General features: G+C 40.4%; 14 protein-coding genes and 3 rRNA genes. 5 read left to right on the top strand and 12 right to left on the bottom strand.

Annotated features, from left to right (window positions below; translation table 11 throughout):
• Positions 1-4 precede the first annotated feature (4 nt).
• From rrf to J6L97_RS00415, 4 genes are all read right to left on the bottom strand, one after another.
• Positions 5-121, bottom strand: a 5S ribosomal RNA gene (rrf, locus tag J6L97_RS00430).
• Positions 122-191: 70 nt separating this feature from the next.
• Positions 192-3,099 (bottom strand): 23S ribosomal RNA (locus J6L97_RS00425).
• Positions 3,100-3,304: 205 nt separating this feature from the next.
• Positions 3,305-4,868, bottom strand: a 16S ribosomal RNA gene (locus J6L97_RS00420).
• Together the 16S, 23S and 5S rRNA genes form the textbook arrangement of a ribosomal RNA operon.
• 610 nt (positions 4,869-5,478) lie before the next feature.
• Positions 5,479-5,892, bottom strand: a complete 414-nt coding sequence (locus J6L97_RS00415; RefSeq protein ID WP_005723569.1) for a peptide deformylase — start codon at positions 5,890-5,892, stop codon at positions 5,479-5,481.
• A 61-nt stretch (positions 5,893-5,953) separates the two neighbouring features.
• Between J6L97_RS00415 and J6L97_RS00410 the strand changes: the two genes are divergently transcribed.
• Complete coding sequence (locus J6L97_RS00410; RefSeq protein WP_057726847.1) at positions 5,954-7,171, top strand: DUF2075 domain-containing protein; 1,218 nt, start codon at positions 5,954-5,956, stop codon at positions 7,169-7,171.
• Positions 7,172-7,375: 204 nt separating this feature from the next.
• Entirely contained in the window at positions 7,376-8,428 is a 1,053-nt protein-coding gene (locus tag J6L97_RS00405; RefSeq protein ID WP_005721937.1) for a serine hydrolase domain-containing protein, read from the top strand.
• A 35-nt stretch (positions 8,429-8,463) separates the two neighbouring features.
• Here J6L97_RS00405 and J6L97_RS00400 read toward each other — a convergent pair whose 3' ends face one another.
• From J6L97_RS00400 to J6L97_RS00380, 5 genes are all read right to left on the bottom strand, one after another.
• On the bottom strand, positions 8,464-11,292 hold the full coding sequence (locus tag J6L97_RS00400; RefSeq protein ID WP_057726848.1) for a DEAD/DEAH box helicase: 2,829 nt from the start codon (positions 11,290-11,292) through the stop codon (positions 8,464-8,466).
• A gap of 65 nt (positions 11,293-11,357) precedes the next feature.
• Positions 11,358-12,800, bottom strand: coding sequence for an amino acid permease (locus tag J6L97_RS00395; RefSeq protein ID WP_005720607.1), 1,443 nt, complete (start codon positions 12,798-12,800; stop codon positions 11,358-11,360).
• Positions 12,801-12,873: 73 nt separating this feature from the next.
• On the bottom strand, positions 12,874-13,701 hold the full coding sequence (locus tag J6L97_RS00390; protein ID WP_057726849.1) for an exodeoxyribonuclease III: 828 nt from the start codon (positions 13,699-13,701) through the stop codon (positions 12,874-12,876).
• A 554-nt stretch (positions 13,702-14,255) separates the two neighbouring features.
• The gene (locus J6L97_RS11190; RefSeq protein ID WP_054832922.1) at positions 14,256-14,795 is read right to left on the bottom strand and encodes an LPXTG cell wall anchor domain-containing protein; all 540 of its coding nucleotides are present in this window, start codon (positions 14,793-14,795) and stop codon (positions 14,256-14,258) included.
• Complete coding sequence (locus J6L97_RS00380) at positions 14,755-15,006, bottom strand: YSIRK-type signal peptide-containing protein (RefSeq protein ID WP_005720610.1); 252 nt, start codon at positions 15,004-15,006, stop codon at positions 14,755-14,757. Before J6L97_RS00380 ends, J6L97_RS11190 begins: the two co-directional genes overlap by 41 nt.
• Positions 15,007-15,363: 357 nt before the next feature.
• Here J6L97_RS00380 and J6L97_RS00375 point away from each other — a divergent pair, with 357 nt between their 5' ends.
• From J6L97_RS00375 to J6L97_RS00365, 3 genes are all read left to right on the top strand, one after another.
• Entirely contained in the window at positions 15,364-16,377 is a 1,014-nt protein-coding gene (locus tag J6L97_RS00375; RefSeq protein ID WP_057726850.1) for a D-2-hydroxyacid dehydrogenase, read from the top strand.
• 120 nt (positions 16,378-16,497) lie between these two features.
• On the top strand, positions 16,498-17,667 hold the full coding sequence (locus J6L97_RS00370) for an MFS transporter (protein ID WP_057726851.1): 1,170 nt from the start codon (positions 16,498-16,500) through the stop codon (positions 17,665-17,667).
• 129 nt (positions 17,668-17,796) lie between these two features.
• Positions 17,797-18,333 (top strand): group II intron maturase-specific domain-containing protein, encoded by a 537-nt coding sequence (locus J6L97_RS00365; protein ID WP_223845404.1) that lies wholly within the window; start codon positions 17,797-17,799, stop codon positions 18,331-18,333.
• 385 nt (positions 18,334-18,718) lie between these two features.
• Here J6L97_RS00365 and J6L97_RS00360 read toward each other — a convergent pair whose 3' ends face one another.
• The 3 genes from J6L97_RS00360 to J6L97_RS00350 form a co-directional block, all read right to left on the bottom strand.
• Positions 18,719-18,958, bottom strand: coding sequence for a hypothetical protein (locus J6L97_RS00360; protein WP_068813084.1), 240 nt, complete (start codon positions 18,956-18,958; stop codon positions 18,719-18,721).
• 8 nt (positions 18,959-18,966) lie between these two features.
• Positions 18,967-19,551, bottom strand: a complete 585-nt coding sequence (locus tag J6L97_RS00355; protein ID WP_223876368.1) for a hypothetical protein — start codon at positions 19,549-19,551, stop codon at positions 18,967-18,969.
• Positions 19,552-19,757: 206 nt separating this feature from the next.
• Positions 19,758-20,576, bottom strand: coding sequence for a Cof-type HAD-IIB family hydrolase (locus tag J6L97_RS00350; RefSeq protein ID WP_057726853.1), 819 nt, complete (start codon positions 20,574-20,576; stop codon positions 19,758-19,760).
• Positions 20,577-20,661: the final 85 nt, after the last annotated feature.

The raw sequence follows: 20,661 nt of genomic DNA, 5'->3' as shown, positions 1-20,661 counted from the left end.
AAGAGCACGGCAGCTTCCTTTCCTCGCAGGCAGTTGCCCACCAACTACTTTCGGCGTTAAGAAGCTTAACTTCTGTGTTCGGCATGGGAACAGGTGTATCCTTCTTGCTTTCGCCACCGTACTCTTTTGAGCTTTTACACTCAAAACTAAACATAATCCTTCTCGCAAAAAACCTTCCAGTTTGCTTCGCTTTGGTCAAGTCCTCGACTGATTAGTACTGGTCCGCTCCATCCTTCACAGGACTTCCACTCCCAGCCTATCTACCTCATCGTCTCTGAGGTGTCTTACTGCTTACGCAAAGGAAATCTCATCTTGAGGGGGGCTTCGCACTTAGATGCTTTCAGCGCTTATCCCTTCCGCACATAGCTACCCAGCGATGCTCCTGGCGGAACAACTGGTACACCAGCGGTGCGTCCATCCCGGTCCTCTCGTACTAAGGACAGCTCCTCTCAAATTTCCTACGCCCACGACGGATAGGGACCGAACTGTCTCACGACGTTCTGAACCCAGCTCGCGTGCCGCTTTAATGGGCGAACAGCCCAACCCTTGGGACCGACTTCAGCCCCAGGATGCGACGAGCCGACATCGAGGTGCCAAACCTCCCCGTCGATGTGAACTCTTGGGGGAGATAAGCCTGTTATCCCCAGGGTAGCTTTTATCCGTTGAGTGATGGCCCTTCCATACGGTACCACCAGATCACTAAGTCCTAGTTTCCTACCTGCTCGAGTTGTCTCTCTCGCAGTCAAGCTCCCTTATACCTTTACACTCTGCGAATGATTTCCAACCATTCTGAGGGAACCTTTGAGCGCCTCCGTTACACTTTAGGAGGCGACCGCCCCAGTCAAACTGCCCACCTGACACTGTCCCTGGCCTGGCTTACAGGTCGAGGTTAGAGCATCCTTCAAACAAGGGTAGTATCCCAACATTGCCTCCAATAAGACTAGCGTCCTATCTTCTCTGGCTCCTACCTATCCTGTACATGTTTAAAAGATACTCAATATCAAGCTACAGTGAAGCTCCATGGGGTCTTTCCGTCCTGTCGCGGGTAACCCGCATCTTCACGGGTATTATAATTTCACCGAGTCTCTCGTTGAGACAGTGCCCAAATCATTACACCTTTCGTGCAGGTCGGAACTTACCCGACAAGGAATTTCGCTACCTTAGGACCGTTATAGTTACGGCCGCCGTTTACTGGGGCTTCAATTCAAACCTTCGCTTACGCTAAGCTCTCCTCTTAACCTTCCAGCACCGGGCAGGTGTCAGCCTCTATACGTCATCTTACGATTTTGCAGAGACCTGTGTTTTTGATAAACAGTTGTTTGGGCCTATTCACTGCGGCTAACCAATCTCTTGGCTAGCACCCCTTCTTCCGAAGTTACGGGGTCATTTTGCCGAGTTCCTTAACGAGAGTTCTCTCGCTCACCTTAGTGTTCTCCACTCGACTACCTGTGTCGGTTTGCGGTACGGGTATGTCATCTCTGGCTAGAAGCTTTTCTTGGCAGTGTGATTACCACACCTTCGCTACTTTTAATTCACTCCTCTTCACAACTCGTGTTGCTGGTTAGAAGCATTTGACTCTTAACCGCACTTGTTGCTTGAACATCGTTCCATCGCGATGCGTGCTTCACCTCCTGCGTCCCTCCTTCGCTCTTAACGATTTGACACAGTACAGGAATCTCTACCTGTTATCCATCGACTACGCCTCTCGGCCTTGCCTTAGGTCCCGACTTACCCTGGGCGGACGAGCCTGCCCCAGGAAACCTTAGTCTTTCGGCGGATAGGATTCTCACCTATCTTTCGCTACTCATACCGGCATTCTCACTTCTAAGCGCTCCATTGATCCTCTCGATTCAACTTCTCCGCCCTTAGAACGCTCTCCTACCACGTGCTCTTTAAAACACATCCACAGTTTCGGTACTATGCTTAGCCCCGGTAAATTTTCGGCGCAGCGCCACTCGACTAGTGAGCTATTACGCACTCTTTGAATGATGGCTGCTTCTGAGCCAACGTCCTAGTTGTCTACGCAACTCCACATCCTTTTCCACTTAGCATAGATTTGGGGACCTTAACTGGTGATCTGGGCTGTTTCCCTTTCGACTACGGATCTTATCACTCGCAGTCTGACTCCCGTGTATGGATATCTGGAATTCGTAGTTTATCTGGATTCAGTAACCCCTGACGGGCCCCTAGTCCAAACAGAGCTCTACCTCCATTATCCTCTCCACGAGGCTAGCCCTAAAGCTATTTCGGAGAGAACCAGCTATCTCCAAGTTCGTTTGGAATTTCACCGCTACCCACAACTCATCCCCGCAATTTTTAACTTACGTGGGTTCGGCCCTCCAGTGCGTTTTACCACACCTTCAGCCTGGTCATGGGTAGGTCACTTGGTTTCGGGTCTACGTCACCTAACTTTTCGCCCTATTAAGACTCGCTTTCGCTCCGGCTCCGTCTTTTCTGACTTAACCTCGCTAGATAACGTAACTCGCCGGTTCATTCTACAAAAGGCACGCCATTGCACTTTAATGTGCTTTGACTACTTGTAGACACACGGTTTCAGGTTCTTTTTCACTCCCCTTCCGGGGTTCTTTTCACCTTTCCCTCACGGTACTGGTTCACTATCGGTCACTAACTAGTATTTAGCCTTGCGAGATGGTCCTCGCGGTTTCAACCGGGATTCCTCGTGTCCCGGCCTACTCAGGATTCTGCTAGGCGTGCTTGAGATTTCGCTTACGGGGCTCTCACCCTCTCTGGCTTACCTTCCCAGATAATTCAACTATCTCTTACACTGCCACGTCGCAGTCCTACAACCCCAAATGATAAATCACTTGGTTTGGGCTCTTTCCTCTTCGCTCGCCGCTACTAAGGAAATCGATCTTTCTTTCTCTTCCTGCAGCTACTTAGATGTTTCAGTTCACTGCGTCTTCCTTTGATTAGCTATCTATTCACTAATCAATAATGCATCTCTGCATTGGGTTCCCCCATTCGGATATCTCCGGATCACTGCGTACTTACCGCTCCCCGAAGCTTTTCGTAGTTCGTCACGTCCTTCTTCGGCTGTTAGTGCCTAGGCATTCACCGTGCGCCCTTTTCTACTTGACCTTACTCAAGAATTCTCTTCTCGGTCGCTCTACAATCTGTTCTCTTTGATTGTCTCGGTTTTTTGCTTGGATTATATTCAGTTTTCAATGTACTAGCTCTTTTTGAGGTACTACCCTCAAAACTAAACAAAGTTTCTCAGTGTGCTTCCGCTTGCTCTGGATACTTCTCTTAGCATTCCTGCTCTCCATATCCTTCGCTTCCTTAGAAAGGAGGTGATCCAGCCGCAGGTTCTCCTACGGCTACCTTGTTACGACTTCACCCCAGTCATCTGCCCTGCCTTAGACGGCTCCTTCCCGAAGGTTAGGCCACCGGCTTTGGGCATTGCAGACTCCCATGGTGTGACGGGCGGTGTGTACAAGGCCCGGGAACGTATTCACCGCGGCGTGCTGATCCGCGATTACTAGCGATTCCAGCTTCGTGCAGTCGAGTTGCAGACTGCAGTCCGAACTGAGAACAGCTTTCAGAGATTCGCTTGCCTTCGCAGGCTCGCTTCTCGTTGTACTGCCCATTGTAGCACGTGTGTAGCCCAGGTCATAAGGGGCATGATGACTTGACGTCATCCCCACCTTCCTCCGGTTTGTCACCGGCAGTCTCATTAGAGTGCCCAACTTAATGCTGGCAACTAATAACAAGGGTTGCGCTCGTTGCGGGACTTAACCCAACATCTCACGACACGAGCTGACGACAGCCATGCACCACCTGTCTTAGCGTCCCCGAAGGGAACTTTGTATCTCTACAAATGGCACTAGATGTCAAGACCTGGTAAGGTTCTTCGCGTTGCTTCGAATTAAACCACATGCTCCACCGCTTGTGCGGGCCCCCGTCAATTCCTTTGAGTTTCAACCTTGCGGTCGTACTCCCCAGGCGGAGTGCTTAATGCGTTAGCTGCAGCACTGAGAGGCGGAAACCTCCCAACACTTAGCACTCATCGTTTACGGCATGGACTACCAGGGTATCTAATCCTGTTCGCTACCCATGCTTTCGAGCCTCAGCGTCAGTTGCAGACCAGAGAGCCGCCTTCGCCACTGGTGTTCTTCCATATATCTACGCATTCCACCGCTACACATGGAGTTCCACTCTCCTCTTCTGCACTCAAGAAAAACAGTTTCCGATGCAGTTCCTCGGTTAAGCCGAGGGCTTTCACATCAGACTTATTCTTCCGCCTGCGCTCGCTTTACGCCCAATAAATCCGGACAACGCTTGCCACCTACGTATTACCGCGGCTGCTGGCACGTAGTTAGCCGTGACTTTCTGGTTGATTACCGTCAAATAAAGGCCAGTTACTACCTCTATCCTTCTTCACCAACAACAGAGCTTTACGATCCGAAAACCTTCTTCACTCACGCGGCGTTGCTCCATCAGACTTGCGTCCATTGTGGAAGATTCCCTACTGCTGCCTCCCGTAGGAGTTTGGGCCGTGTCTCAGTCCCAATGTGGCCGATCAGTCTCTCAACTCGGCTATGCATCATCGCCTTGGTAAGCCTTTACCTTACCAACTAGCTAATGCACCGCGGGGCCATCCCATAGCGACAGCTTACGCCGCCTTTTAAAAGCTGATCATGCGATCTGCTTTCTTATCCGGTATTAGCACCTGTTTCCAAGTGGTATCCCAGACTATGGGGCAGGTTCCCCACGTGTTACTCACCCATCCGCCGCTCGCTTTCCTAACGTCATTACCGAAGTAAATCTGTTAGTTCCGCTCGCTCGACTTGCATGTATTAGGCACGCCGCCAGCGTTCGTCCTGAGCCAGGATCAAACTCTCATTTTAAAAAGTTTGAATGATTGCTCATTCCTTATTTAAGATCTTTGTCTCAAATTTATTGCTTGCGAATTGACTTCGCTTCTTGTTTGGGTTTTTACACCCGCACACTTTTAGCGAAACTTTGTTCAGTTTTCAAAGTACTACCTCTGTCTTGCTTTTTGTAAAGCAGACAGCTTTTATATTTTATCAAACCATCATTTCTTTGTCAAGAACTTTTTGATTTGTTTTTTCGTCTTGCTCAAGCTTTTTCTGCTTTCACCTGACGACATTTAAATATATTACCAGCTTATTTACTTCTTTGCAAGTACTTTTTTTCTTTTTATTTGTTTTCTTTCCTTACATGTCTGTTTTTAAGCTCTCGTCGCATCTCTCGAAGCGACTTTATTAATTTACCTTATTTTCTCCGCTTTGGCAAGTCTTGCTCTTCGTTCGGGTTCTTCACGATACACTAGGTAGTGTTGTAATATATTTTCCTTTATCTTTGCATTAAATTAAAAAGTATTTTATTCTCTCAAATCTAATTATTCGAAAATTGTGGATTTTCATTCCTGAAACCATGCAAAATTAATTTAAATTTTTTTACTTTTTTTGCAAAATCACGTAAATATTCTACTATTCAAATCAAAATTCCATTGCAATGATCAATTTCATGCTGAATCGTTTCAGCTATAAAGTCACCAAAAGTTTGCGTTACTGTTTCTAACTCCATATTCTGATAAGTAACAGTAATTTCTTCATAGCGCTGAACATTACGCTCGCCTTCTAGTGACAGACATCCCTCACTAGCAAGATACATCTGCTTTTTTTGAATAATACGCGGATTCAGCATTACAAATGGAAGCGGGCCAGCATAAAACGCAATAATTTGTTTAGTCTGACCAATCATATTTGCAGCCAGCCCCGCAGCTTTCCCACGATTAGCTAGTAGCGTATCACGCAAGTTTATCGCAACTTGTAAATCATTTTTACCAGCTAAATCAGATTTTTGTCTTAAAAATAGCTGATCGTGAATTATTTTTTGTGCAGTCATTTTTTCTTCCTTTATCATTATTATTTCTATTCATTATAATTGAAAACGAGGTGAATAAATATTGAATAATCAAGCAAGTTTTAAACTCTCTCCTTACCATCAGCTCAACCAAGAGCAATCACTTCTCGTACAAAAAATTTTACATTTTTCGATTACACATTGCAGCAATAAAAATCATCCTGCTGTTTTCACTATTTATGGCGAAGCAGGTACTGGTAAAAGTGTAGTGCTTTCTGCCCTTTTTGATCAGTTGCAAAAATTAAACCACCAAACAGGCAGCCAACTGTATAAAACTCAAAACTACTTTTTAGTAAATCACCCTGAACTGCTAAAAGTCTATAAGCAGATTGCTGGGCCAATTAAAGAACTATATAAGAAAAATTATATGCGGCCAACTTCATTTATTAATCAGATGGACAAAAAACAAACCAGTGCTGATGTTGTCGTCATTGATGAAGCACACTTGCTCTTATCTCAGCCTGATCACTACAACAACTTTTATCACGATAACCAATTAGAGGAGGTTATTAAGCGGTCAAAAGTTGTCATTTTGGTATTTGATGAAAACCAAGTTTTACGAATGAAAAGCTTCTGGACACGTAAGCGACTTGAAGCAATTACTCATCATTATCCCCACGAAGACTATCAACTACATCATCAATTTAGAATGATGGCACCAGATAGTCTAATAGAATGGTTTAACTTTTTTACACATAATAAATTAATGCCCTTAAAAAAAGAAATGTGGCACAACTACGACTTTCGTATTTTTACTGATGCAGAAAAAATGCGGCAAGAAATCGTCAAGAGAAATCAAACAGACGGCCTGGCAAGAATTCTTTCAACTTCCGGCTATCCATCTACTCTTGATGGTGGCAAACATTACATTAAAGAAGGGAAATTCATGCTGCCATGGGATCAATACAACTACACATCAACTCCTTGGGCAGAAATTCCTACAACAATCAATGAAGTTGGTTCTATCTATACTTGCCAAGGTTTTGACCTAAATTATGCTGGCATCATTATCGGTCCACCAATCAGCCTGATTCCCGGCACCAATCAACTTAAAGTTAATTTAGACAAAATTACAGATGTTGAGATGTTCAAAAAGCGTAATGATCTAACCAACTCAAAAGAAAAAATAGAATATGAAGAGAAGATGGTCATGAATTCACTCAACGTTCTATTCAAGCGAGGAATCCGCGGTACCTATTTATACGCTCATGATCCCGCACTCAGAGCAAAATTAGCCGCACTTTTTCAACAAGCTAGCTAAAAATACGTCTTTTCACCAAAATAATAGTTTGTCCGATGCAAAGAACGCGCTAAAATGTAAACAAACCACTTTTTAAGGAAGGCCTTTTAAATTTTGAAAAAATCAATTATTGGACTAGCTACCGCTGCGCTGCTAACGACAGTTCCTGCATTTGCGATCACTGAACCACCACAAGTTCAAGCCAGTTCATACTCTAAAACCGAAATGCGAAATTTTGTCCGCAATACTTTGGCTCAAAACAATACTCGCGGTAGTATCGTCATTATCAAAAACGGTCAGCCGCAACAAATCAGCTATGGCTACGCTTGGTACGGTAAAAAAGTTGGTAATGGGAACGACAACGTAGTTTATCCAACTGCTTCTTTGCAAAAAGTTGTTACAGCAGCAATGATAATTCAGCTGATGAATGAAAACTGGCACACTAGTCAAAAATTTACGCAAAACACCAAAATTTCACGTTGGTACCCTAATCTTAAAAACGCCGATAATATTACTATTGGACAGTTAATGACCCATACTTCTGGCATTCAAGCAACCAATACTGAATTGGATCGCGGAAAAGTTTTAAGTGAGAATGATGCCATCAATTGGGCTATTGATAATACTAATAACGGCACTCAAGGGACACCAGGAACCTACTTCTACAATAATACCAACTATCTTTTATTAGCCGGAATTATTATTAAAATCAGCGGACAATCCTACGAAAACAATTTCAATAATCGCATCATTAACAAATTAGGGCTTGCTAATACATTCCTTTATCAGGATATTCCTAGTTGGAAAACCGATCCTATCTCTTACGTCTGGAATAATGGTAAAAATTACCAAGACGCTGAATACGTTAAAAAGACTCTTGCCTCCCAGCTTCCAGGCGCAGGCAATATGTTCACTACCCCAATGGATTATTACAAGATCCAGCTTGGCTTAACCAATGGTAGTATCTTAAGCAAATCCGATTTCTATTACTTAACTCATCTTAAAAGTGCAACCACTAATTATTCTGGAGGGCTTCATTTAGATGATGACCATACTAAATCTGCTTATGGTAGCTTAAGCAACACTCATTTTGGTAATTGGATCAAAATGACTACAGATAATCGATATGGAATAATTATGTTTTTAAACCAGGTTAGCGGTGATGAAACTGCTCAGAAAAATATCGGGACTAAGATTCTAGATCACATCAAGCCTAGAATGTTTGATAAGGATAATAACCAAGATGACCAAGATCTAATTAATATTAGCGGCAATTAAAAAAGCTTTTCCTAAGCGGAAAGGCTTTTTTTGGTCTATTCAAATAATAACTCATGCATTGACTCACTCAGTGGATGTTTCAACATTAAGTTCATCCCTACAGCTGGCTTTTTCTTAACACCGAGCAATTCTTCGCGAACAGAATCAGCTTGAATCTTTGCCTTGCCTAAATAAAAGAACTGCTTACCATCTGCATCGCTTCTTTTAACAAATATATGCAAATTCATCCCTCGCGTATTAAGCAAACGCTGTACCTCATCAGAATCTAAATGCCGTGGCACCCTAGTATACCAGCGCAAACTGCGCCCATCAGCCAATGTATTACGATACAGAGCATTCCGCTTTTCATGATCATCTTTATGATAAGTGATGAAGATTGGTGTGTCCTGCTCACCAACACGATAGCCATACATCGGGGCCGAAACATCCTTAGGCCAGTTCAAGAGTCGACAAGCGTCCTTACGATCATATTGCTGATATAAAGTAAATTGACGCTGATTATCATATTCCTGATTTAAGGCCAAACCAGTTTTAATAGCATCAACAAATAAATTCTTAAAATCATGTTGATCTAGGGCAGAACGTAGAGAACCATTCAATTGATAGTCAAATAAATTGCTACGTTCAACTAACGGCAATTTACCATATTGTGCTTTTTTGGTAGTCTTTCCCTGCTTAATATCAAAAAAATCTAGCGATAAAATCGCATCAACAGAAGCTAACAATTCATCATTTACATAAGCATGGTGTCGTTTCAATTGAGCTAGATAATCTTCTTGCTTAACAATATCTTGTTCAAGTAGCATCTCTAACAAAAGTAACTCGTGAATTCTTTTACCATTAAGTAATTCCTTAGTCACAAAAGACAGCACTTCATTTTCATATTTTGATAAATTAACGTCTTCGCCCATTTTACCCAAAAAGTCAGCATAGCTTGCCAAGCCATGATTTTGTGCAAAAACAATCGGTGCAACTGAGCCATATTGATAAAAATCAAATAGTAGCGGTACACGCCCTAGTTTGTTCTTGAGATCATGGTAACTCTGCCGCAATTCACGCATCCCATCAAGCTTGACACTATCAAGCGAAGCCAAAATTTTTTCACTGGCAATTTTACTAAAGTTAATCGTTGAAACATCAATAAAGCTTGGCAGACGCGTTTCTCGTTTAGCTTGATCTTTGCTTCGAGAAGTATCCTGATTCAGTGCCAACGGAATCATGTAATTGTTTTTATAATTGCCAATAAAATCTAGCACAACGGTGAAATCTTTGCCAGGATATTTACGAAGCCCCCGGCCTAACTGCTGGATAAACACTATGCTCGACTGTGTGTTGCGTAACATCACAATTTGATTCAAGGCAGGGATGTCGATTCCTTCGTTAAACAAGTCAACCGCTACAATATACTCAATCTCACCTTTAACTAAAGACGCAACCACTTCATTACGTCTTTTTTCATTATCCTCATTGGTCAATGCTACAGCGGGATGTCCTTTTTGACTAAAAAGCCGAGCTAATTCACGTGCTTCATCCTGTCGACTGCAGAAAACCAAGCCTTTAGCCTTTGTTCCACAATAGCCGTAATAGTCTAATTCCTTTAAAACATAGTCTACTCGAGATGTAGAAGCTAGGTAGCGTAAATCTGTTGTTTCATCAATCACTACTCCGTCTGCTTCATAATCCTGGACACCCACATAATGAAATGGCGCCAGCATCTTCTCTTCCAGTGCATCCCGCAAACGAATTTCATATGCCAAATTGTAGTCAAAAATCTGATAAACATTTTGCTCATCCATTCGTTCAGGCGTAGCCGTCATTCCTAACCAAAAATTGGGCTTAAAATAATGTAAAAGGCGCTGATACGAAGGTGCAGCTGCCCTGTGTGCTTCATCAATCAAGATATAATCAAATTCGTCGCTATTAAAATTAGCCAGCATCTCAGGTTGACTTATCGTTTGTACCGTCGCAAATAAATACTTGGCCTGTAAATTGTGCCTATTTCCCGTTAATAAGCCACAATCCGATCTTGGTCCACCGATTACACGATAAAAACTTTCTAATGACTTTTTAGCAATTTGCTCACGATGCACAATGTATAAAAAACGCCGCGGCTGATATTTCTTAACAGCAAAAGCACCTAAATAAGTTTTCCCCGTTCCTGTGGCTGACACTACTAGCCCTCGTTTTTCACCACTTGCAACCAGTGCCTCTATCTGTTTTAAAGCCGCTTTTTGCATTTTATTTGGTAAAATTTTTGTCTGATGCCGATCAGTAGCAACTCGCTCAGGCTTTACCCAATTTTTACGATAATCTGTTAGCCAGGCTGAATTTAAAACAAAACTATCCTGTTTCAAATCTGCAATTTTATCCACTAATTGAGCTGTTAAATCTGCTTGCTTTTTTGAACTTACTTTCAAAGCCCACTCATAGTTAGCCAGCAGAGCTGAACGTGTAAAATTAGCACTGCCAATAATCACAGTTTGATAGTTTTCATGATCAAATAAATATCCTTTAGTATGGAAACCTGCCTTATTAGCAATACGAACTTCTAAATTAGGAATCTTTTGTAATTCCGTAAAAACACGCGGATTGTTAAAACCCAAGTAATCACCAGTAATAATCGTGCCACTAATTCCATTTTTCGCTAAATCTGCCATTATCACCTTAAACGGAACTAGCATGTCTTGCGTAATAAACGCAACCGCCCAAGTAAAGGACTTGCAACTATACAATTCCTGGCGCAAAGTCTGCCAGATTCTCTCTTGCTGATTATTAGCTAATATTTTAGGACCTAATTCTTCACTTCCTAAATAATTTTGATCAACAAAACCATTTAATATTGCATCCCTCATCGCATCCGCCATTTTATTCACCTCTCTCAAATTCTACTAAAAAAGCATCCGTCTTGAAAAACGAATGCTTCTTAATTCTATTGTGATTGCCATTTTTCATGCCAGCGATACAAAATAAGTGGCAAAATCGACACAATGGCACACATGCCGATTAAGGTCCAAACATAAACGTGACGCAAATTGCTTGGCGTGCCTTGTGCTGGAACAAAAGTTACAAAGAAAGCTATAACCGTGATGATTAATGCAAGCACCGCAATTGCAATACTCAAATTAGGGTTCTTGCTCATGTAATACATACGGTGATAATCTTCATGCTTTCTTTTCAAAACCATGTAAGCAATCAACATAATCATATAAACCATGAGATATTGCGCCGTCGTTGCGGCCAATGAAACGTTAAACGCAAAATCGGCATCGGCACCACTGGTAAAAGTAATCAATAATGCAGAAATGGTAACGATACTTGATTGTAAAACCATAATTCTTAATGGCACGCCGTGCTTAGTGGTTTTAGCAAAAAACTTAGGCATATAGCCCTCTTTAGCCGCTTCATACATTCCCTGATTAGGACCAGCAATCCAGTTGCCTAGCTCACCAATAATACCGCAGGCTAACATTATACCCACAATTTTTTGCAACAGATCACCAGGTAGCCCGATTGACGTTAACAGCTTGCCATAGGTATAAACAAAGCCTGTACTGTTCTCTATTTGATCCTTAGGCACAGTCATTCCAATTGCCATACTACCTAGCAAGTCGAAGCAGATTGCAGTAACGGCTAAGCCAAGCATAACTTTTGAGTATGACTTGATGTGGTCCAAGTTTTTAACGTGCGGTGCAGAAGCTTCCCCACCACAAAAGGCCAACATAAATGGGACAAAGGCAACTAATGTATTACCATTCAATTTATGTGGAATTACAGTATTCCAGTTAATCGTCATATGCAAGGGATGCCCCTGAATCACATATACGAAGAATGAAATAATCAATAAAATTACTGGTGTCGCAATCCCCAGAATAAACAGCCATTCAGCGATTCGACCAATCTTTCTAACACCAATTACCTGAATCGCTGTTGCTCCCCACAGAATAACCATCATTAAAATGAAGCGTACGATTGGCGTGGTGTTGAACCAAGGTGTCCCAAATGTGATAGACAATGCCCCAATGATCACATACATCATCGTATCCATACCAACAGTAATATGAATCCATTGATAAAACATTGCTGTCCAGCCTGTTTTGTCTCCAAGAGATCCTTTCACCCAAGTGAAGATTCCGCCTTTTTCCCAGCCATCAATTGAGGCCATTTCTCCAGCCATTTGCGTAATCGGGATAAACCAAGCGATTCCAGCAATTAACAAGTAAAACAGTGCCGTTGCTCCAGTTTTACCAAATGGTGCGAGTTCATCAACAGAAATAACCATTGAACTAGTCATCGCGAATAGCTTAAATGCTGTCAGACGATTGTACTTCAGATCCTGCTCCAAAGCCCAATCTTCTTTTTTCTCGTTATTCAAAGAATTTCAACCCCTACTTCTTTTTCAAAATAAAAACATTTCAAAAAGAAATTATACTAGGGCTTGCTTCAATTTAAAGATTTATTTCAAGCAAAATTGGGCAGTGGTCTGCTCGTTTGCCCGTATCGATCATCTCTGAGCGGACCACCTTATCAGCAATGCGATTGCTTACTAGCCAATAATCAATTCTCCAGCCAGAGTTGTTAGCCTTAGCGGTTCTGACACGTTGAGCCCACCAAGAATATACGCCAGTAATCTCACCATGAACTTTTCTAAAGGTATCGGTAAAGCCAGCATTGAGCAAATTGGTAAAGTCGACTCTTTCTTCATCAGTAAAACCTGCTGAGTGATGATTATTTTCGGGATGTTTTAAGTCAATTTCTGTGTGAGCGCAATTATAATCGCCACTTGCCAAAACTGGCTTTTTTTCATCTAATTTTTGCAGATATTCAATATACTTTTGGTCCCAAACTTGACGTTCAGCTAGTCGCTTTAAACCACTGCCTGAATTTGGCGTATAAACCTGGGTGACAAAGCATTTATCAAATTCCAGTGTGATTATCCGTCCCTCATGATCCATCGGCTCAGGGGCGCCAATAATCGGCTCAGACACTGCAGGAGTTAATCCTTTCTTATAAAGATACATTGTACCAGCATAGCCTTTTCTAGCTGGTTCTTCTGAAGAGCGCCAAACATAGTCATACTCAGGGAACTTTTCAGCCAACACTTCTTTATGTTTTTTAGTTGGCCCAGTTGCACGCAGCTTAGTTTCTTGAATCGCAATAATATCTGGATTGGCATCATGAATTTTAGTTAAAACTTGCTGCGTTTCTTCCGCCCTAGCTGAAGTACCAGTCAGAGCTGCATTTAATGAATCGATATTCCATGAAATTAAGATCATTTTTCTTCCCCTTTGTTTTAGTTCTCAAGTTTAATTATAACGAAAAAAAGAAAAAGGACTGATTTAGATGACTTTTCTAAACCAGCCCTTTTAAGGGAGTTGTGTTGAATGAGAATAACGAGATTTTTTTACATTAGCCTACTCATCACTAATGTTGCGAAAATAAATTATCAAGATTAACAAAAGATTCAACGCAAGAGATGTTGCAGGGGGTCTTGACTCTTTACCTTCGCAAAAAGGGGATGGACTTATTATCAATCTTAACTTTCGCGGTTGTATAGGGGACAACCAGCAAAAAGCAATACCCAATGTATGAATTAATAAAGGCCCAATAGGATGTATTAATAAGGAATTAGAAGATTTGTTACCTTCTTACAATTCATCTCTATTTGATGCGTTGTATTTTTGTTATGAGTATATAATATCAGCTTTATGACAATGCGTCACTATTTGTTTTTTGTCTTTAGAAATCCTTAAACTTTTAGACAAAAAAGCAAGCTAGCTCCTATTTGAGTCAACTTGCTTCTTAGTAAACAGAAATTAGATATTACAAATTAAGATCTATGCTTCTTGCTATCTGCTAATCCTAATAAGCTTCCAGCAGCTGCAATAGCTACACCGATAGCAGTCAAAGCAACGTTATCCTTCTTCCCCGTTTGTGGCAAAGTAGATTTTTGCTCACTAGCTACTGTCTTCTTGCCACCATTATCCTTTGCTGGTGTCTTAGTAGCATGAGGAGTTGGTGTTGTTGGCTTCTGCTCTGGCTTTACAGGCGGGGTAACTGGGGTTGCTGGATTATCGCCTGGATCCACTGGTGGAGTAACTGGGGTATCTGGAGTACCAGGATTATTAGCCTTATAGTTAATTACTACTTTAGTATTTGGAGTATCTGGAGTAGTTTTCCAAGTGTAAGTCGTGTCAGGAATCTTGTCCTTGATATCGTTAGAGTTAGTAACTACAGTACTTGGGTCTGGAACCTTGTCACCCTTTGGTACGTAGATAACGTCTGGTACATTTGGTGCAATGACAGTTACAGGAACAGTTGCGGTACTCTTAGTACCGTCTGGGTAAGTCTTGTCTTTGATTTGAAACATTATCAGCTTCTTTGACTGCATCTACATCTATTTTCTCACTACTCTGTTTTTGAACAACTGAGCTGGTTTGCTCAGCATCTCTACTTAAATCATCTGCATGAACAGCATGACCACCAAAAAACATAAAGGTGGTCCCGATTATTACAGAAGCAACACCAATTGTCAGCTTTCTTAGGCTGAAATGCTGTTGGCTTTCTCCTTTAAAATGCATATTCAATTTTCCTCCGCTATGTTTGTTTCTCTACTTAAAATCCATTATATAACTTGGGTTATATAACGAAAATGCGTCTCTTATACAAATCCATATACTACCTTTCACTAATATTGCTATATACAAAAATAATTTTCATATCTATGGGATTGAGATTAGGTAACAGTTAATAATAGTTGCAATTTTTAGGCTATAAACTTTTTTTGAAAAAATTGCAACTTTTTTGCTCAGAGTAAAACTTGACTTTTATTTTTCTTAAAATCTATACAAAAAAATGGTTCTTTTGTGTTTTGTTGAGCAAGTAAAAGCGTATAATGAGGACTGGTCATACTAATAAATTTTACGGAGGTTAAATTTATGACAAAGATTTTTGCTTACGCTATTCGTAAAGACGAAGAACCATTCTTAAACGAATGGAAGGATGCTCACAAGGATATCGATGTAGATTACACTGATAAGCTTTTGACTCCTGAAACTGCTAAGTTAGCTAAGGGTGCTGACGGTGTTGTTGTTTACCAACAATTAGACTACACCCCAGAAACTCTTCAAGCATTGGCAGACGCTGGCGTAACTAAGATGTCATTACGTAACGTTGGTGTCGACAACATCGACATGGACAAGGCTAAGGAACTTGGCTTTGAAATTACTAACGTTCCTGTATACTCTCCTGACGCTATTGCTGAACATGCTGCAATCCAAGCTGCTCGTGTATTACGTCAAGACAAGCGTATGGACGAAAAGATGGCTAAGCGCGACTTACGTTGGGCACCTACTATTGGTCGTGAAGTTCGTGACCAAGTTGTTGGTGTTGTAGGTACTGGTCACATTGGTCAAGTATTTATGAGAATTATGGAAGGTTTCGGCGCAAAGGTTATTGCTTACGATATCTTCAAGAACCCAGAACTCGAAAAGAAGGGTTACTACGTTGACTCACTTGACGACTTGTACAAGCAAGCTGATGTAATTTCACTTCACGTACCAGATGTTCCAGCAAATGTACACATGATCAATGACGAATCAATTGCCAAGATGAAAGATGGCGTTGTAATTGTAAACTGCTCACGTGGCCCACTTGTTGACACTGACGCTGTTATCCGCGGTTTGGATTCAGGTAAGATCTTTGGCTTTGTTATGGATACTTACGAAGACGAAGTTGGTGTATTTAACGAAGATTGGGAAGGTAAAGAATTCCCAGACAAGCGTTTAGCTGACTTAATTGATCGTCCAAACGTTTTGGTAACTCCACACACCGCCTTCTACACCACCCACGCTGTACGTAACATGGTTGTTAAGGCATTTGACAACAACTTGAAGATGATCAATGGTGAAAAGCCAGATTCTCCAGTTGTTTTGGACAAGAACAAGTTTTAATTAACCTAAATTAAGACAAACTAAAAGACTTGGGAAAAATTACTTCTCAAGTCTTTTTTTGCACTATTTTTATTAAATTGATCCTAATTGGAAAATAAAAATGAGAATAGGATAAATAAAATGTTAAAAAAGAAATCATATTTTTTCTCGCGTGCCGTTGGCGGACTAGCTAATTCCCTCTTCAGCATGGTCTTTATCTGGTGGCTGCAAACTTCCACCAAAAGTTCCTTTGTCGTCGGAATTGCGGAAGCCATCTTTTCCACCACTGCCGCCTTATCAATATTCTACGGCCCCATTATCGATCATTATTCATTCAAAAGGACAAGTTACTATTCAATTCTTGTTCAAACTGTTTTCCTATTTGCCACAACAATTGCAGTTTACCAACTTAGCAAAAGTTATATTTTGGCATTAATCTGCGCAGGAATAGTATCTGTCTGCGATGAATTTTTTAATCCAGCTGACCGGGCTATTTTAAAAGAAACAACGGCTGATGACCAAGAATTAAATAATCTAATTTCTAAAGTTAGCAACATCGACCAGCTTGTGAATGTAGCGGGAACTGCTCTTTCTGGATTTTTATTAACTTTTTTAATTTCAGCTAATGTAATGTTGATCTGCAGTCTACTGAGCCTAATCAGTTTTGTTTTTCTATTTTACGCCCTAAAAGAAATTAAAGATAGACCTAAAGTCAAAAAAGCAGAGGCAAAATACCTCAATCAAATTCTTAATGGCTATAAGTTTATTAAAACAAATTATTTCTTAAGTCATTACTTCTGGTCCTCAATCCTGTATTCTTTTATAACGCCAGCAATGGCCATTCTGTTGCCAAGAATTGCTCAACAAAATGGTCAAGCGGGACTATACAGTATGTTCTATATCAGTTTTATGATTGGCTTTGTAATAGGTGCAACTATTGCAGGAAGATTATCCGTACGGGTAAAAACAATTGGTTTTACTTGGATAGCTAGTGCAGTACCATTACTTTTGATAATTTTCTTCAGTAACAATTGGTTGATATTCACAGGACTAATTTTCTTATTTGGGCTAATGACGAGTATTCACAATATTTTGGCAGAATCATTGATTCAGATTACTGTGGACGATGAAATATTAGGCAGAGTGCTAACTACTATTCGTACCAGTACCTCTATTGGTGGACCGATTAGTTCAATTGTTGCCGGAATTTTGTTAGACAGCTCTGGTGAAACGGTTCTGATTTTAGCTTGTGGATTCATTATTCTAATTAGCGGACTTAATATTTTCAGAGCAGTTAATAAAGCAAACTAAAAGCCTTGGGAAAATTAATTCTCAAGTCTTTTTTGCATATGTGTGTCGGGCATGGCATTTATCTAGTTCAATGAAAGTTTGAATCACGGGTAGTTGTCGCCAAGTGTAGTGAACCACAAGCCGGTAGCGATGACGCTATGGGTGAAGGAAGTGGCTAGCAAGTTTTCTGAGCCTACGTATAAAAACCTGGTCATACCAAGTCGAAGTCCTAAAGACAACCGTAAAGCCAAGCTTTACGACAAAATTAGAGAGCTTCTCTGCCGTAAGAAAGCAGCTGCCCAGCCTTTATCACTAGTCTTTACCAAGGTAAATCAAGTGGTCAGAGGCTGGATCAACTACTTTAAAATTGGTGGTATGAAAAGCTTTCTAATTAAATTTAGTCAATGGCTGCGTCATAAAGTACGGGTGGTAATCATTAAACAATGGAAACTACCAAAACGAATATACACTAACTTAATGCGGATAAACAAGGTATTAAAGTGCAACTTTAGTGATGAAGATATTCATAAAACAGCTAACACACGACTGGGTTGGTATAAGCGCAGTACAGGGCATGTCATTAACTTTTTGCTTAGCCCAAAAGTATTGGGCATAAGCAAAGCGGATCGCCCAGGTTTGGTCGATCCGCTGAAATACTATTTAACTCGTAAAGAATTACAAATGTAGCGCCGGATACGGAACCGTACGTCCGGTGCAATGAGAGGGGGCGAGAATTAATCTCCCTCTACTCTATTACAGTAATGAACTTTTCACCCCTGCAATAACAGTATTCTCAACATATAATCTGCAAATACTATCTTGCACGACTACGCCGAAATAAAGCGGGGACATGTTTGTCAACTTAATCACTTCGTATCCCCCTCACATTATATAGTTGTCTCTAGCGAAAAAAGAAGCCTTACCATCATAACTGGTAAAGCTTCTTGAGTATGCTTGAATACCCTAATTACTTCGTTGCTATACTGATTATAATATAGCTTCAAAAACTTTAATTAAAAAACTTAGCATCAGAAATTTAGCAGTTTAAAACTTAGAAGCTCTTAATTTAATACTATTTCTTAATAAATTTTCGAATAATAGCATAAATATTAAAGACTGATAATGCAACAGCACTATCAATAATTTCAACCTCCCAAAAAAATTTAGTTGCTTCTGCAAAACTATCACCATAAATCATCATTCCATAACAATGATATAAATTCCAAATAGTAATTATTAAAATAATAACTATGTTTGTAATAATCATACAAAATAGCCAACTATTAAATAGTTTCTTTAGCTTACTTTTCATACTCTAATTTATCTAGACTTTATACCACAGTTAGCAACAGCCCAACCTAATGAAACCCAACCAACCCCTGGTACCAATGATCCAGCTATCTTTTCAGCAAATTGTTTTGCTAATTTTTTTCCAGCTACTTTTGCAAATGCTTTAACCATAAGACTTGCTGCTTTTTCCCAAGCATGTGACCGCAATAATTTTTTTATTTGAGGACTGTACAATACCTTAGCATAATTTTCTGCTCCCATTATGCCATATTGTTTTAACAAACATTTGCCAAAACCTTCTGCTGAAAAAAAAGCAGACCCATACAGCATTTGAAGTCGCAACTCTCGCTCTGTTGGCAATTTAATTTCACCAGTAGCGTATGATAAAACTCCCTTAGATAATTGAACTTCATCCATATCTGGATTTGCGTCATGTGCTTCTTTAAAGGCCTGAGCTAGTTTATCAATCGCTTGAGCTAGTTCTTTTTGAGTAACTTCATCATTTTCTTCAACATTCGCTTCACTAGCATAAGTTGGAGTTGCCAATACACTAGAAAAAGCTGTTCCTAATGTAACAGTTGCCAATGTAGTACACAAAATCTTTTTCAAATTCATCTTCTTTCCTCCACTAACATCTAATAAAAAATAATTTTGTTAAATGTTAGTTAATTTTATAATAGATTAAATGTCAATTACAATTTTAATGTTTTTAACATAATTGTCACTTTGAATCATCATTTTTTAAAGTCACATTCTCATTACAAAAAAATAGTGAATCAATATCTCATCAGATAATCGATTCACTATTTAATTTGAATTTTTTATTCAACATCTAAATACTTAGCCAAAATCTGCAACACACCATTGTCATCATTCGAAGGTGCCTCATACTTTGCTACCGCCTTAGTCTTCTCATTCGCATTCTTCATTGCATAGCTATAACCACAAGCTTTAAGCATATCAATATCGTTTTCGCCATCGCCAAAAGCAATTAAGTCCTTTTGTTCAATGCCATAATGCTTAAGCATCTCGGCGATCCCCGCAGCTTTATTAATCCCCTTATGCACCAAGTCAATTGTCATATTACCACTGCTAGTACCGCGAATACAGTCGCCATATTTTTCATTAAACCGATCCTGAATCACCTGTGCCAGTTCATCATCAGCTGTCAGACAAACCTTCAAGATCGCATCGGTTGGATCAATGTCAGTAAACTGATCGATTTCCTGAACATCACGATAATAAATTCTAATGTCGTCTTTATCCGCTTGATCCATACTCTTCAAAATATAGCAATGATGCTGTGCGCTAACCATAATGATCGCTTCAGGGTATTCTGTTTGAATAAAATGTAGCAATTTTTGTGCAGTATCATAGTCAATCGCAATCCGCTTAAATACTTTGCCATCGGCTTCTAGAATTGCCCCATTTTCAGACACGTAATCTACTTCATTAGTAAACTCGTCAAAATATTCATGCGAACGAATTAGTTGGTTACCTGTTGCACAGATAAACGGTATTTGATTAGCTTGCAATTTTCGTAAAACTTTTGCAAATAGCGCATGATCAAAAGTCTTTTTTTCGGTCAAAAAAGTGCCATCTAGATCAACCGCTACAGCTTTAAAAGGTATTTGTGTCATGTTTTATCACCTTTCTATCGTACCTTTATCTTACTATGCAAGCGATTTTCTAGCAGTATTTTGCTAATAAAATGAAATTTCTTTC

Origin of the sequence: Lactobacillus crispatus (genome assembly GCF_018987235.1) — a bacterium.
In the GTDB taxonomy this organism is placed as follows: Bacteria; Bacillota; Bacilli; order Lactobacillales; family Lactobacillaceae; genus Lactobacillus; species Lactobacillus crispatus.
Note: the sequence above shows the minus strand (reverse complement) of the source record. Positions and strands in the feature narration are given on the sequence as shown.